Below are 14,170 nucleotides of genomic sequence, written 5' to 3' on the forward strand. Positions count from 1 at the left end.
CGCCTCAGGCAAAGGCCACGTCGTGTTGGCCCGCCATATCCGCAACACCCGACTCAACGCCGCCGCCACGTGCATGGCCCAAGGCGCGCTGACCGGTAGCCCCGGCGCCCGCGCCTACTACGACAATCTCCGCGACCAGAAGAAGTCCCACACCCAAGCACTACGCGCGGTCGCCAACCGGCTCGTCGGCATCCTCCACGGCTGCCTCACCCACCGAACCCTCTACAACGAACACACCGCCTGGCACCACCGCACCAACCTCGCCGCTTGACACCTTGCACCCCTGGGATGTCTTCGTGGCTCGTCGCTTGCGCTCCTCGCACCTCAGGGAGCGGAGGGAGAGGTGGTCGCTTGCGCTCCTCGCACCTCAGGGAGCGGAGGGTGGTCGCTTGCTCCTCGCACCTCAGGGAGCGGAGGGAGGGGTGGTCGCTTGCTCCGCGCACCCAGGAACGGATGGAGGGGTGGTCGCTTGCTCCGCGCACCCGGGGAGCAGGGGAGGCTCCGCCTCAGGGCGGAGGGACGTCAGTTCGCGACGCGACCCAGCCGTGCGAGCAGCGTGGTCTGGCGGTCGGCGCCGGCGGGAATGTCCACCTTGCGACACACACCCTCGGAGTAGAGCGCGTCGCCGAAACCGTCGACCGCGGTTTCCATCTCGGACAGTTCGTCGTCGGTGAACCGGTGCTCCGACCCGGCGGCGCGCGCGATGTCCCAGCGGTGGGCGATCATGTCGAATCCGTAGAAGCGGATGAGGGTCTCGCCGATGGTGGTCGGTCCGAAATGGCCGTCGAAGGCGCGCTCGCCGACGGTGGGGTCGGCGAGCAGGCCTGCGACGGTGTCGCGGTGGGCGTGCCAGGCGGCGGCCGGGTCGTCGAGGGAAGGCGTGGGTCCGAGATCGACGTCGTGGCGCGCGAAGAACTCGCGCTGGGTGTCGATGACGTGGCCGACGACATCGCGTCCGGTCCACCCCTCGCACGGGGAGGCCGCGGTCCAGGTGTCCGCGGGAGCGCCGTCGAGGACGGTGGCGAATCCGTCGGCGAGGCGGGCGTAGTGGTCGAGCAATGGTGAGGTGTCGTTGATTGCGGTCATGATGAGAGTCAACCGCGAGAGCACGGGACGGTGATTGATGAAACCCGACAATCAGGGGCGCGCGCGACTCGACGACGTCGAGCGCGCGCACCTCGTCGACCCATCGGACGCGAGCTACCGCATCGGACGGTGGGCACCGAGCCCCGACCTCGACGAACTGGTGCGCCGCTTCTGGGTTCCGGTGTGGTGGGTACCGCCCGGGGCGGAGGCGCCGCAACGCGTACTGCAGTACCCCGTCTGCCTGATCGTCGTCAGCAACACCTACGCCCGCTTCTACGGCGTGGTGACCGGCTTGTCCGAGACGGTGCTGACGGGCGACGGCTGGGCGGTCGGGGTCATGCTGACGCCGGGTGCCGGAGGGCTGCTGACCGGCGATGTCGGCACATGGACCGATCGACATGCGGAACTCTCCGAGGTCTTCGGCGAGAAGGGCGGCGACCTCGAGCGGGCGGTGCGCTCGGCGATGGCCGCCGACCCCGGGCGCGAGGAGACCCAACGCGCCGCCACCGATCGGATCGAGGAGTGGCTGCGGTCATATCTCCCACTCGACGACGACGGTCGGCTGATCAATGCCATCGTGGAGTACGTCGAGACCGACTCCTCGGTCGTGGCGGTCGCTCAGATCTGCGAACGATTCCATCTCACCGAACGCAGCCTGCAGCGGTTGACGCGGCGGCGCCTCGGCCTCACGCCGAAATGGCTCATCCAGCGTCGGCGGTTGCACGAGGCGGCCGAGCGCCTGCGGGAACGGTCGGGAACGCTCGCCTCGCTCGCCGCGGATCTGTCCTACGCCGACGAGGCGCACTTCGTGCGTGACTTCAAGACTGTCACCGGCATGACCCCGCGGAGGTTCTCGGCCCGGTTCGGGTAGGTCTGACCCGTGTCCGGGTGCGGGATCGTGGACGCACGCGCGACGACCAGCTGGGCGAATGTTGCCGAGATCACATCGAGGCAGGCAGAATCGTCGACATATCGGGCAATCGACGGAGGGTGCATGACTGACGCGGCTTCGGTGGCCACGCGCATCCGCCGGGCGTACGAGGACTTCCTCTCCGGCGGCAACCCGCCGTCGGATGCGGTCCGATCCATCGTGCGCGACTCGTGGGCGAGGTCGCTGACCAGGGGCGTCGACCCGAGCGAGGCCGCACCGGATGGCGACCGTGCGTCCGCGATGTCACCCGCGGAGTTCGCCGCCTACCGCGCCGCGCATCCCATCACCGCCGTCCGGCCGCTGGTGCAGTCGCTGATGGTCGACGCCATCGCCGATACCGGGGTCGTCGTCGCGCTGACCGACCAGGCCGGGCGCCTGCTGTGGATCGAGGGCGACACCGCCGCACGCGATCGGGCCGGCCACATCAATTTCGTCGAGGGCTCGGTGTGGAGCGAAGAGGTCGTCGGCACCAATGCCCCCGGACTCGCGCTGGCCGTCGATCGGGGCGTGCAGGTCGTCGGGCCCGAACACTTCGCCGGCCCGGTGCAGGAGTGGAGTTGCGCCGCGGCGCCCGTGCACGACCCGTTGACCGGGCACGTCATCGGTGTCATCGACGTGACCGGCGGGCGTGAGGTCGCGGCACCGTTCGCGCTGGCAGCCGTCCGGTCGGTGGTGGCCGCGGTCGAGCGCGAACTGCGGGCGGGTGCAGTCGACCTCGCCGACCCGTCCACCTTCGATCCGGCGCTCCGACCGCAGAACGCTGCTCATCTCACCGTCCTCGGCGACGGTGCGGGACGCTGGCACCGAACCGCCGACGGGGCGGGCGCACGCACGCTGTCGCGTCGGCATGCGGAGATTCTCGTCCTGCTGCAGGCATTTCCGGAAGGACTGAACACCGAGCAGCTCGCGCTCAAATTGGCCGAGGACGGGCTCGACCCGGTCACCGTGCGGGCCGAGATCTCCCGGCTCCGCCGCGACCTCGGTGCCGACGTCGTCGCGAGCCGGCCCTACCGGCTCACCCTCGACATCACCTCCGACGTCGATGCCCTCCGGTCGCGCATCGCGTCGGGTTCGGACCTCGCGTCCGCCGTGGATGACCTCGGACGCGGCGGGCTGCTCGCCGAATCGAGCGCACCGGGCATCGTCGACATCTTCGAGGAACTCCGCGAGGACCTGCGGTCGCGTCTCTTCGCCTCCGGCGACGTCGCGGCGCTGCGTCGGTGGACGTCGTCGACGCACGGACGCGACGACCTCGCCGCCTGGCGCCGCCTCGAACACCGCCTGCCGGTCGGTGACCCCGACCGTGCCGTCGTCGGCGGACGCATCCGGCTCCTCGACAAGCGGTACGGGGCCTGACGGCGGGACCGTCGGCCGCGCGGACTGCGAAAGAACTCGGCCGGTTCAAGGCGCGGGATCGACGTTGCAACGCTTGTGCAACCACCGCGCTCCTAAGGTGTGGAACAGATCACAACGGACGCCCTCGGTGTCTCGTGTGACAACCGCAGAGCGTCCTCAGCTAGAGGCCCACACGCAAGGAGCAACCATGACCGTCTTCGCAAAGCCGGGTGCCGATGGCTCGGTGATGAGCTACGAGTCGCGTTACGACAACTGGATCGGCGGACAGTGGACCCCGCCGGTGAAGGGTCAGTACTTCGAGAACCCGTCGCCCGTCGACGGCAAGATCTTCTGCGAGGTCGCGCGCTCGACCGCCGAGGACATCGACCTCGCGCTCGACGCCGCGCACAAGGCCGCCCCCGGATGGGGCAAGACCCCCGTCGCCGAGCGCTCGCTGGCCCTGCTGCGCATCGCCGATCGCATGGAGGAGAACCTCGAGAAGCTGGCCGTCGCCGAGACCTGGGACAACGGCAAGGCCGTCCGCGAGACCATGGCCGCCGACATCCCGCTGGCCATCGACCACTTCCGCTACTTCGCCGGCGCGCTGCGCGCCCAGGAGGGGTCGATCTCCGAGGTCGACGAGGACACCGTCGCCTACCACTTCCACGAGCCGCTCGGCGTCGTCGGTCAGATCATCCCCTGGAACTTCCCGATCCTGATGGCCGTCTGGAAGCTGGCGCCGGCCCTCGCCGCCGGCAACGCGGTCGTGCTCAAGCCCGCCGAGCAGACACCCGCATCGATCCTGTACCTGGTCAGCCTCATCAGCGACCTGCTCCCCGCCGGAGTCCTCAACGTGGTCAACGGGTTCGGTGTCGAGGCGGGCAAGCCGCTCGCATCGAGCAACCGTATCCGCAAGATCGCGTTCACCGGTGAGACCACCACCGGTCGGCTCATCATGCAGTACGCCTCGGAGAACCTGATCCCGGTCACCCTCGAGCTGGGCGGCAAAAGCCCGAACATCTTCTTCAACGACGTGATGTCCGCCGACGACGGGTTCCTCGACCGTGCGCTGGAGGGCTTCTCGATGTTCGCGCTCAACCAGGGCGAGGTGTGCACCTGCCCCAGCCGCGCGCTGATCCAGCAGGACATCTACGACGAGTTCATCGCCAAGGCCGTCGACCGCGTCGGAAAGATCAAGCAGGGCAACCCCCTCGACACCGACACGATGATGGGCGCGCAGGCCTCCAACGACCAGTTCGAGAAGATCTCCTCCTACCTCGCCATCGGCAAGGAAGAGGGCGCCGAGGTGCTGATCGGCGGCGAGGCAGCCGAACTCGACGGCGACCTGGCCGGCGGCTTCTACATCAAGCCGACTGTCTTCCAGGGCAACAACAAGATGCGGATCTTCCAGGAAGAGATCTTCGGCCCGGTCCTCGCGGTCACCACCTTCAAGGACTTCGCCGACGCCATGCACATCGCCAACGACACGCTCTACGGACTCGGCGCCGGCGTGTGGAGTCGCGACGGTGCGACCGCCTACCGGGCCGGCCGCGAGATCCAGGCCGGCCGGGTGTGGACGAACACCTACCACGACTACCCGGCACACGCTGCCTTCGGCGGTTACAAGCAGTCGGGCATCGGCCGCGAGAACCACCTCATGATGCTCGAGCACTACCAGCAGACCAAGAACCTCCTGGTCGGTTACGCTCAGAGCGCCAAGGGTTTCTTCTGACCCTTCGAGGCTCGTCGCTATCGCTCCTCGCACCTCAGGGGGCGGAGGCGGGCGGCGCTCTCGCACCTCAGGGGGCGGAGGCGGGCGGCGCTCTCGCACCTCAGGGAGCGGAGGCGGGTCGCGCTCCTCGCGTGAGCGACGCGTAAACAAGCGAAGAGAAGGTGATTGACGATGACCGCCGAGCAGAGTGTTCCTGATCGCGTGGTCGCCACAGACTCCGCCGTGCAGCTCCTGACCAAGTTGTCGGAGCTGCACGGCGGCCTCATGATCCACCAGTCCGGTGGGTGCTGTGACGGCTCGGCCCCGATGTGTTATCCGGTCGGCGAGTATCGCGTGGGCCAGCGGGATGTGCTGGTCGGCGAGATCGAACTCCCCGAACCCATTCCGGCCGTTCGGGTCTGGATCAACGGCGATCAGTTCGAGCTGTGGAAGCACACCCAGTTGATCCTCGACGTCGTGAAGGGTCGCGGCGCCGGATTCAGTCTCGAGGCACCGGAAGGGGTTCGTTTCCTCTCGCGTGCACGGACATTCACCGACGACGAGAACGAACTCCTGGCGGCGTCGCCGCCGCTGACGGGGGCCACCGCCGGCCCCTGAGCTCGACCCACACAGAATGCGTCGTACGCATCGGAATCCGATGCGTACGACGCATTCTGTGTGTCCAGGCTTGTTCACCATTGGTCGAAGCCGACGTTGGCCTGGGGGTATCCGGTGTCGATGTGGTTGTTCATCCAGTAGTTCTGGGCGTGGGGTCCCCAGATGCTGCTCATGGCGGTGTTGACGTTGTGGGGGTGGTTGGTGAGTTGGTAGTTGGCGGTGGGGCCGAACAGTCCGATGCGGTAGATGGCGTTGACGTCGAGGTGGTTGGTGAAGGGTGCGGTGGCGGTGATGGTTTCGGTGGCGCCGGGGTAGAGGATGTGTTGGGGTGCGTTRACCCATTGGCCGCCGTCGGCGTTGGCGCCTTGGAGGTATTCGGGCTTGTCGGTGTGGTTGGTGATGGTCATGGCGACGGTGGGTTCGCCGGGTCGGGTGATGGGTAGGGTGCCGGCGTGGGCGGTTCCGGCGGCGCCGAGGGCGATGCCGGCGGCGGCGGCGAGTCCGAGGGTGGCGGTGGTGATGCGGGTGGTGGTCTTCATGGTGGGCTCCGGTGTGGTGTGGGTTGTGTTGGTGGCACCACTGACTCTGCTAGGGATGGGGCGTCGGGGGATTCCGCTGATCGGGTGATGGTGGGGGTGAACGCCGCATCCACCGATCGGGGGACAGGCGGTGGTGGTCGTCGGGTGGCTTCGAGAACGATGAGACGCTGATCCGCCCACTTCTCCGAAGTGAGAGCCCTCGGGGCAACTACCATCGAGGGATGTCGAACGCCGACGGCTCCCCACCGCCCCGCCCGCGCGTCGCCGTCACGCCGATGCGCCCGCAACGGCCGACCGGACGGGCCCCGGCCATCCGTTACGTGATTCTCGGCTGGCTGGTCGCGGTGGCGCTGGTCGTGGTGATCGTGGGACTGACACTCCTGTCGCTCAACGACATTCGGGCCACACTGGCCGCCGACCTCGTACGAGCCCACCCGGAGAGCGGAACCGATGCCGCGCGTGCCGTCGACATCTCGCTGATGGTCGGCGGGGTCATCGCAGTCCTCGTGGTGGTCCTGGGTCTGTTCGGGTCAGCCCGGCTCTGGGACAACCGACGGTCCGGTCGTACCATCCTGACGATCGGCGCCGTGGTGGCCGTCGCCGGCGCCGTGGGGTTTCACCTCACCGTCAGTCCGTCCGCGACCGCTCTGGCCGACATCGGGATGCCGGTTGTCGCGCAGTGGATTCCGGCGGCGGCCGCCCTCGTCGCGGTGGTCGCCACCGGATTCTCGTACCGCCGGTCGGTCACGGCCTCCCTGCGCTGAACCCCTCGACGTCACCGGTGCGGACCACCGCATCGAGTTGCGCGACGATGCCCTCGGCACTGCGAATCGCGACCTGACACGCCGACGCCGACGCCGGGCCGAGGAGCGGATGGCCGGCGCGTGCCCGCCAGGCACGCGCGGCATCGATCGCGGCGTCGCGCAGCGCGTACACGTCGGCGGCCGGTGGCAGCCCGAGGCGGGCCGCGGGGTCGATACCCGAACCGCCGATGAGCCGGGTGATCTCGGCCGTCTGGTCCGGCGGAAGGTCGACGCCACCGGCCCGGATGGTGCCGAGCAGACGCAGCTCCCGGAAACCGTGCACGTCCGCGAGCTCCCGACGGACCGAGGCGCGGACCTCGCGCGCTTCCGCCGACGGTGATGCGGCCAGGAGGTGGTCCATCGTCACCAGCGCGGAATGGGATTTGAGCTGGTCGGCGCGCTGACCGAACTGGGTGTCGATGATGGCGCTCAGCTCCGAGAGACCGCTGCGCTCGACGAGTTCGGCGGCCAGCGCCGACGACGAGGCGGCGCCGAACCGGATGAGCGTGACCGCCATGCGGATGCCGAAGGCGCCGAACCGTTCGGCCAGCGATCGCCGCAGGTCGGCCGGGATGGCAGGCAGGATGTCGGGCCGCGAGAACCGGTCCATGGTGAGCAGTGCCGCCTCGAGATCGGGACCCGGGGTCGAGGCCAGCTGGGCCAGCGCGCGGAACTCGACCTCGCGCATCGTGCGGGCGGCGAGCGCCAGGAGTCCCGCGACCGGCACGACCGCCTGGCAGAGCCCGGTGCGCTCGAGTTCGCCGGCGAAACGCCCGGCGATCTGATGCGCCGAGATCATCGCGTCCATCCGGCCTGCGCCGAGCTCGTCGGCTCGGGAGACGACGCCGATCACACCCAACGGACCCGACGATCCGCCGATCGCGGATCCGATGCGGCGCAGCATCGTCGTGTCCGTCGCGGTCAGCGAACGCAGCAGGTAGACGACGGCGTCGACGCCGGACAAGCCGTCGTCGGGGGTGAGGAGCGCAAGTGTGGACGCGGACAGCTCCGTGGAGAGCGAGGCCGTGCCCGGGGTGTCGACGATGGTCGTCGACTGCAGCGCCCGCGCCGGCCATTCGACGTCCAGGCGGTCGACGTGGTCGGCGGTGAGGCGCCCGAAATCGAAGCCCAGCCGGCCGTCGATGCGGGTGACCGGGATGCCGACCGCACGTCCGTCGTCGACGTACGCGGTGACCGACGGCGACCGGCCGTTGCGGTACCAGGTGACGACACGCGTGCACTCGGTGGCATCGGTGGGGGCGATGTCCTGTCCGACAAGGGCGTTGAGCAGAGTCGATTTGCCCGCCTTGAGCGAACCGGCCAGCGCGACCCGCACCGGCTGGTACAGACGGTGGGCGCACACGTCGAGTTCGGCCTGCGCGCGCGGGTCGTCGGCGAGAGCGGTGCGGGTGGCCTCGAGAAACCCTCGGACGCGGGCGATATCGGTCATCGGCGAGGAAGCTCCGCGGCGGAGTCGTCGGGGTCGAGGTGGTCGGCGGCCTTGCGCAGTGCGGCGACCGCGGTGAGCCGGGCTTCCAGTTCGGCGACGCGCCCGACTCGCTGCGAATCGGCGAGAGTCGCGGCAGACTGTGCGGCACTGAGGGATTCCGAGATCGACCGCGCGGTCTGTTCGGCCACCAAGGAGAAGTGATCGCGGAGCACCCGCTGGATGACCCGTAGCCGGTCGCGGGACTCCTTGCCGACCTGGAAGCTGACGTCGTCGGTGAATGCGCGCACGGCGACCTTCGCCTTGGCGCGGCGCTCGAGGACCTTGGCCTCCTTGTCGTCGCGGTAGGCCTTGGTGCCGAGCAGCAGACCGGCGCCGACGGACACCGGGTTGATGAGAGCCATGCCGACCATCGTCGAGATGAGACCGAACATCAGCACGCCGCCGTACGAGCCGCGCATGCCGATCAGCAGCTTCTGGGCGACACCAACTCGGCCGCTGTCGAGTTCGGCGAGCTCGGCGACCGAGTCGAGCACACCGGTGAGATCCGCAACGTCGATGTCGGGGAGCGAGTTCTGACCGGCGGCCGCGAAGTGGTCGGCGACCCGTTCGGCCAGCCACACCGAGCGCTCGTGCGCCCAGACGAAGTTGTCGCCGATCACCGCCGCGGTCTGGTCGGCCAGCCACTCGCTCAACTGTTCCCAGTCGACCCCCGGGTCGCCCTCGTCGATCGCCCGCTCGGCTTCCCGGGTCACCGCGCGCAGACGGTCCCGGAGGTCGTGGTCGATGTCGGCGGCGAGATCGGCGATCCCGTCGGCCAGCGTCTGCTGCCACTGGGCGGTCTGTCGGCGCATGGCCTCGGCGTCGGACTTGGCTTCCCGGAGCGCCCCGACGGCGCGGCCTGCGGTCTCGGGGTCGCGCAGGGCGGCGAGTTCGCTGCCCAGCGTGAGGGCGAGATGCTCACTGACGACGCGCAGGTCGGTGGCGACGGTGGAGCGGGTCGCCTGTCGCGCGGTGGCCACCACGCGCTCGCGCAGATAACGGTACAGCTCGAGGAATCCGGCCTCCGCGTTCAGATTCTCGTCACCGAGACGCAGCGCGTGGGTGCGGAGCACCGACGACACCGGCAGCAGCGGGATGTCGAGGCCCGCGGTCTGCAGATGCGACCGGTCGGCGTCGACGATGGCCCGCCAGTGCGGATAGAGGTCGGTCTTCGTGACCAGGCATGCCAACGTCGGGCACAGACCGGCCACCTGCTGGAGGAACGACATCTCCGGTGCGGTGAACTCCTGGCTGGCATCAGACACCAGGAGCACAGCGTCGGCCGCTGCGACCATGCCCAAGGTCGCTGCGGCATAGGGGTGTCCGTGACCGCCGACGCCGGGGGTGTCGACCAGGACGAGGCCGTCGGCGAGCAGCGGGCCGGGCGCCTCGATCTCGAGCCGCAGGACCTCGCGGCCCCCGGCCAGCGGGGAGTCGGGGGTGATGTCGGCGATGGCCTCCAGCGGCACCGGGATGCGGTTGTCGGTGGACGGGCCATCGACTATCAGATGGGCCGACGGTTGCGGGGCGTGGGAGATGACCGTCGGGACCGCGGTCGTCTCGTCGTCGCCCACCGAGCACACGTCCAGGTTGAGCAGCGCGTTCACGAACGAACTCTTGCCCTGCTTGAGCTGGCCCACCACGACGATCCGCAGCCGGGGGTCGGTGATCCGGGTGCGCGCGCCGTCGAGGCGGCTGACGAGATCGTTGCGACCGGCTTCCCGGGCCACGTCCGACATCGTCGCCAACAATTCGCCGATGGTGCTGGGCGACTGCGTCGTTGCCGCCGGTGTGGTCCGAGCCGGGGCCGACCGCACCGCTGCGGTCGTCGCGGGCGCCGGCGTCCGGGACGGGACCGCGGCGTGGGCTGATCGAGCCGGCGCGACCGGGGCCGGTGGTGCCGGGGCCGGGACGGGATCGGGTGCGTCCCGGTCGGCGGCGTGCCGGCCGACCCGAGGTGGTTCGGCGGGTGGAGTGGTCATGGTGTCCTCACGGTAGCGGTGAGTCGGTGTGTCCGGTCGGCATCGGCCGCCACCGCGGCGGCGGGTCGGTGTGAAGCGGGCGATCGCCGGTGCCGGACGAGGACCGCCCCGGGACCTGCCCACGTCCAGGGTTGCTGGATCGGTGAGCGGTCCCGGGGCGGGTTGCCGACCTGAAGGGGTCAGTCGGCCTCGGGTCCGGCGTCGGGGGTGTCCACGCCGATCCCGGTGTCTGTGTCGCCACCGAGGCCACCGGTCAGACCGCCGGTGAGACCTCCGGTCAATCCGCCGGTGAGGCCGGCGGTCGTGTCGGCCACGCCGCCGACGGTCGTGTCGAGCGCGCCGCCGAGTCCGGCGTCGGTGTCGGTCACCCCGCCGAGGTCGAGCCCGCCGTCCGCACCGGCTGCGCCACCCGCGTCGACATCGCCGCCGACCACTGCGCCGCCGGTCACGCCACCGACAACGTCGGTCGTCGTGTCGAGCGCGCCGCCGACAGTCGTGTCGAGGGTGCCGCCGATGCCGGTCTCGAGTGAGCCCGCGGTCTCGCCGGCCGCGTCCACCGCACCGCCGACCGTGCCGGAGATCGCCCCGCCTGTGGCGCCGGAGATCGCAGTGGTCAGATCCGCGGTGACATCTGCGGGCAGTTCGCTGTCGAGCGCGCCACCCAGGCCCAGGTCCCCGCCCAGTCCGAGATCCCCACCCAGGCCGCCGCCGAGGCCGGTGCCGGTGTCGAGACCCAGCGCGCCATCGAGAACCGGACCGGCGGTCGCCCCCAGCGCGGCGTCGCCGATCCCGGCGAGTCCGGTCTCCAGGGTGCCGCCGAGTCCGCCCTGCAGGGTGCTGTCCAGTCCGGCGACCAGGTCCGTGCCGGTCTCGGCTACGGTGCCCAGGCCGGCCAGTGTGCCGGCGCCCAGGTTGCCGGTGAGGCTGTCGACGACCGTGCCGCCGAGTCCCTCGGTGACCAGGATCGGTCCGCCGACGGTGAGGGTGCCCTCGGGGGAGAGGATGAGGCTCGGGTTGATGATCGCGCCGAGTTCGCCGGTCAGCGCACCGCCCAGACCGCCCGTCGCCTCCAGCGTCGAGTCCAGCGTGGCGACGAGGCCGTCGGTGGCCGACAGGTCCACGTCGAGTGCGGTGCTCAGCACGGTGCTGAGGGCCGCTGGGAGTTCTGCTCCGCCTGCCAGCTGGCCGGCCAGCGAACCACCGAGCTCCCCGCTCAGCGCGGTCCCGAGGACGGCGCCGAGGGACGCGCCCAGGTCGGCGCCGACATCGCCGCCGGCAGCCAGCACGGTCTCGAGGGTGCCGCCGAGGTCGGCGGCGGTCTCGGTCACCAGGCCGAGTCCGGCGCCCGCGTCGAGCGCGGCGTCCAGCGCCCCGCCGAGTTGTGCGATCAGGGCGCCGTCGACGCCGAGTGCGCCGCCGAGGTCCGCGGCCAGCAGTTCGCCGAGGTTCAGTCCGGCACCGGCCGCGGCGTCGAGGATGCCCTCGATGCCGGTGGTCGCGCCCAGCACGCCACCCAGGGTGGCGCCGAGTCCGGCCGCGAGGTCACCGCCCCCGCCGATCACCGCGCCCAGTTGGGCCGCCAGGTCGGTGGCGAGGCCGCCCTCGAGCAGACCCGTGAGATCGGCACCGAGGACCCCGCCCAGTTCGAGGGCGCCGCCCAGGGCAGCCCCCAGGTCGGCGCCTGCGGCGGCCCCCAGGACGCCGGTGAGCACCGTGCTCAGCGCGGTGTCGAGGCCCGCGCCGGCCGACAGCAGACCGTTGAGTGCGGCGCCGAGTTCGGTGCCGAGACCACCCACGACCCCGAGCCCACCGCCCAGGGCGCCTTCGACCGCGCCACCGAGTCCGGCGCCGAGTCCGGCGCCGAGGCCCAGACCCGCGTCGAGTGCCCCGCCGACCCCGGCTTCGAGCGCGCCTCCGAGGCCGAGTCCGGCGTCGAGGGCGCCGCCGAGACCGGCGGTGAGATCGCCTGCGAGACCGCCTTCGAGGGCCGCGGCGAGCGTGCCGCCCAGTGCCGCACCGAGACCGGCTGCGGCCTCGCCGCCGACTTCGAGACCGGCGGCCAGGGCTCCGGCGAGAGTCGTGCCGAGATCGCCACCTGCGTTGAGCAGGGCCTCGACATCGATGATCCCGCCGGCTTCGAGAACGGATTCGAGCGCCGCGGCGAGTCCGGCCTGAGCGCCGCCGCCGACACCGAGTGCGGCGGTCAGGGCGCCGCCGAGGACGGCGTTCGCGCCGGCTGCGCCGGTCAGGACCAGACCGCCGGTCGCGGCTGCCGTCGAGGTCAGGGCCACGCCCAGGGCGGTGCCGAGGGATGCCGCGGCGGTGCCGCCGGCGGCCAGGGTGGAGCTGAGGGCGCCGCTGAGCGTGGCGCCGAGTTCGCCGGACAGTTCGGCGATGGCCTGTGCGTCGAGCAGACCCGACAGCGTCGCGGAGAGGTCGCCGGCGACGTCGAGCGTGGAGGTGAGCGCGGCGGTCAGATCGCCGGACAGTTCGGCGCCGAGGCCGAGCGCTCCGGTCAGGACCGCGGAGATGGCGCCGCCCGCGCCGAGGCCGGCGCCGAGTGCGGCCGCGAGGTCGGCACCGAGCGCGCCGCCCGCGCCGATCGTGGCACCGAGCAGACCACCCAGGGTCGCCCCGAAGGAACCGGCGAGCTCGCCGCCCGCGCCCAATGCGGCGGACAGCTGCGCGGCGAGACCGCCACCGAGTCCGAGTCCGAGGTCGGCGCCCGCGGCGAGGAGTGCATCGAGCGATGCCCCGAGCTGAGCGACCAGCGCGCCTTCGGCACCGATCGCGCCGGCGAGCGACCCGGCGATGACCGGGCCGATGCCTGCGGCGAGCTCGAGCCCACCGCCGACGACGGTGTCGAGCGCGGCACCGAGCGCCGCGCCGAACTGTGCCGCGATGGCGCCGCCGGCACCCACACCGGCCGACAGCGCCGCACCCAGTGCGACGGCCAGCTGACCGGCGAGGTCGAGGTCGCCGAAAGCGATGCCGCCGAGATCGAGATCCGCCAGGGACAGGCCGGAGAGGTCGACATCACCCAGCCCGATGCCGCCGAGGAGACCGCCGAAGTCGATGTCGCCCAGGTCGATTCCACCCAGGTCGAGTCCACCCAGGTCGAGTCCGCCCACGCCGAGTCCGCCCAGATCGAGTCCACCGATGCCGCCGACGTTCACGTCACCCAGGTCGACGTTGCCGCCGCCGAGGTCGATGTCGCCGACATTCAGGCCACCCAGGCCGACGCCGACGCCCCCGCCGCCGACCACGCCACCGCCGACCGCCCCGCCGACCGCCCCACCGACGGCGCCGCCGCCGGCACCGATGATCGCGCCGAGCCCGCCGCCGGCTCCGGCGGCCAGGCCGGCATCAGCTACCAGCGGCGCTGCCGCGGAGACGTCGGCCGGGGTGACGCCGGTGAGGCCGGCGCGATCGATCGCGGCCTGGGGGTTGCCGCAGTAGGCGTTGAAGGATTCCTCGTCGCGAAGCAGACCGAGGATGAAATCGAGTACCGCGTTGCTCGGCATGGCGTCGTTCCTTGCGTCGGGGAGATCGGAGTTCGATCCCGTGTCGAGTTCGACCGTATGGACTCCGACGCCGCACGACATCGGGGTAAATCCCCAGTCCTGTCGATCCCCGGGGGGTGGGTCGGTGCCCCCGGGGATCGACAGGACTGGGG

General features: G+C 70.9%; 10 protein-coding genes and 1 pseudogene. 6 read left to right on the forward strand and 5 right to left on the reverse strand.

Going from position 1 to position 14,170, the window contains the following annotated elements; genetic code table 11:
- Positions 1-271, forward strand: a pseudogene (locus CA982_RS25490) (IS110 family transposase); the annotation flags it as partial.
- 251 nt (positions 272-522) lie between these two features.
- Here CA982_RS25490 and CA982_RS25495 read toward each other — a convergent pair.
- Positions 523-1,086 carry a maleylpyruvate isomerase family mycothiol-dependent enzyme gene (locus CA982_RS25495; protein ID WP_086537891.1) on the reverse strand — a complete coding sequence of 188 codons (564 nt, stop codon included), beginning with the start codon at positions 1,084-1,086 and terminating at the stop codon, positions 523-525.
- A gap of 37 nt (positions 1,087-1,123) precedes the next feature.
- Between CA982_RS25495 and CA982_RS25500 the strand changes: the two genes are divergently transcribed.
- The 4 genes from CA982_RS25500 to CA982_RS25515 all read left to right on the forward strand — a co-directional run bounded on the left by CA982_RS25500 (position 1,124) and on the right by CA982_RS25515 (position 5,681).
- Entirely contained in the window at positions 1,124-1,957 is an 834-nt protein-coding gene (locus tag CA982_RS25500; protein WP_086537884.1) for a helix-turn-helix domain-containing protein, read from the forward strand.
- Positions 1,958-2,080: 123 nt separating this feature from the next.
- The gene (locus tag CA982_RS25505; protein WP_086537885.1) at positions 2,081-3,373 is read left to right on the forward strand and encodes a GAF domain-containing protein; all 1,293 of its coding nucleotides are present in this window, start codon (positions 2,081-2,083) and stop codon (positions 3,371-3,373) included.
- Positions 3,374-3,560: 187 nt separating this feature from the next.
- Entirely contained in the window at positions 3,561-5,084 is a 1,524-nt protein-coding gene (gene exaC, locus CA982_RS25510; RefSeq protein WP_086537886.1) for an acetaldehyde dehydrogenase ExaC, read from the forward strand.
- Positions 5,085-5,255: 171 nt separating this feature from the next.
- Entirely contained in the window at positions 5,256-5,681 is a 426-nt protein-coding gene (locus CA982_RS25515) for a DUF779 domain-containing protein (RefSeq protein ID WP_086537887.1), read from the forward strand.
- 74 nt (positions 5,682-5,755) lie between these two features.
- Here CA982_RS25515 and CA982_RS25520 read toward each other — a convergent pair whose 3' ends face one another.
- Entirely contained in the window at positions 5,756-6,220 is a 465-nt protein-coding gene (locus CA982_RS25520; protein ID WP_086537888.1) for a hypothetical protein, read from the reverse strand.
- A 221-nt stretch (positions 6,221-6,441) separates the two neighbouring features.
- Here CA982_RS25520 and CA982_RS25525 point away from each other — a divergent pair, with 221 nt between their 5' ends.
- On the forward strand, positions 6,442-6,984 hold the full coding sequence (locus CA982_RS25525) for a hypothetical protein (RefSeq protein WP_086537889.1): 543 nt from the start codon (positions 6,442-6,444) through the stop codon (positions 6,982-6,984).
- On the opposite strand, the gene CA982_RS25530 is transcribed toward CA982_RS25525, so the two are convergent.
- The 3 genes from CA982_RS25530 to CA982_RS27105 all read right to left on the reverse strand — a co-directional run bounded on the left by CA982_RS25530 (position 6,965) and on the right by CA982_RS27105 (position 14,018).
- Positions 6,965-8,473, reverse strand: coding sequence for a dynamin family protein (locus tag CA982_RS25530; protein ID WP_086537890.1), 1,509 nt, complete (start codon positions 8,471-8,473; stop codon positions 6,965-6,967). The two genes, CA982_RS25525 and CA982_RS25530, sit on opposite strands and share 20 nt — an antisense overlap.
- On the reverse strand, positions 8,470-10,494 hold the full coding sequence (locus CA982_RS25535; protein WP_144066123.1) for a dynamin family protein: 2,025 nt from the start codon (positions 10,492-10,494) through the stop codon (positions 8,470-8,472). The genes CA982_RS25530 and CA982_RS25535 overlap by 4 nt, the downstream gene beginning before the upstream one ends.
- Before the next feature lie 179 nt (positions 10,495-10,673).
- Positions 10,674-14,018, reverse strand: a complete 3,345-nt coding sequence (locus tag CA982_RS27105) for an IniB N-terminal domain-containing protein (RefSeq protein WP_086537893.1) — start codon at positions 14,016-14,018, stop codon at positions 10,674-10,676.
- Between the last annotated feature and the right edge of the window lie 152 nt (positions 14,019-14,170).

Source organism: Gordonia lacunae, from assembly GCF_002149015.1.
GTDB lineage: Bacteria > Actinomycetota > Actinomycetes > Mycobacteriales > Mycobacteriaceae > Gordonia > Gordonia lacunae.

Bases quoted from the DNA above. Each gene is read 5' to 3' on its own strand.
- CA982_RS25495 (WP_086537891.1), bottom strand. From the start codon at position 1,086: ATGACCGCAATCAACGACACCTCACCATTGCTCGACCACTACGCCCGC.
- CA982_RS25500 (WP_086537884.1), top strand. From the start codon at position 1,124: ATGAAACCCGACAATCAGGGGCGCGCGCGACTCGACGACGTCGAGCGC.
- CA982_RS25505 (WP_086537885.1), top strand. From the start codon at position 2,081: ATGACTGACGCGGCTTCGGTGGCCACGCGCATCCGCCGGGCGTACGAG.
- exaC (WP_086537886.1), top strand. From the start codon at position 3,561: ATGACCGTCTTCGCAAAGCCGGGTGCCGATGGCTCGGTGATGAGCTAC.
- CA982_RS25515 (WP_086537887.1), top strand. From the start codon at position 5,256: ATGACCGCCGAGCAGAGTGTTCCTGATCGCGTGGTCGCCACAGACTCC.
- CA982_RS25525 (WP_086537889.1), top strand. From the start codon at position 6,442: ATGTCGAACGCCGACGGCTCCCCACCGCCCCGCCCGCGCGTCGCCGTC.
- CA982_RS25530 (WP_086537890.1), bottom strand. From the start codon at position 8,473: ATGACCGATATCGCCCGCGTCCGAGGGTTTCTCGAGGCCACCCGCACC.
- CA982_RS25535 (WP_144066123.1), bottom strand. From the start codon at position 10,494: ATGACCACTCCACCCGCCGAACCACCTCGGGTCGGCCGGCACGCCGCC.
- CA982_RS27105 (WP_086537893.1), bottom strand. From the start codon at position 14,018: ATGCCGAGCAACGCGGTACTCGATTTCATCCTCGGTCTGCTTCGCGAC.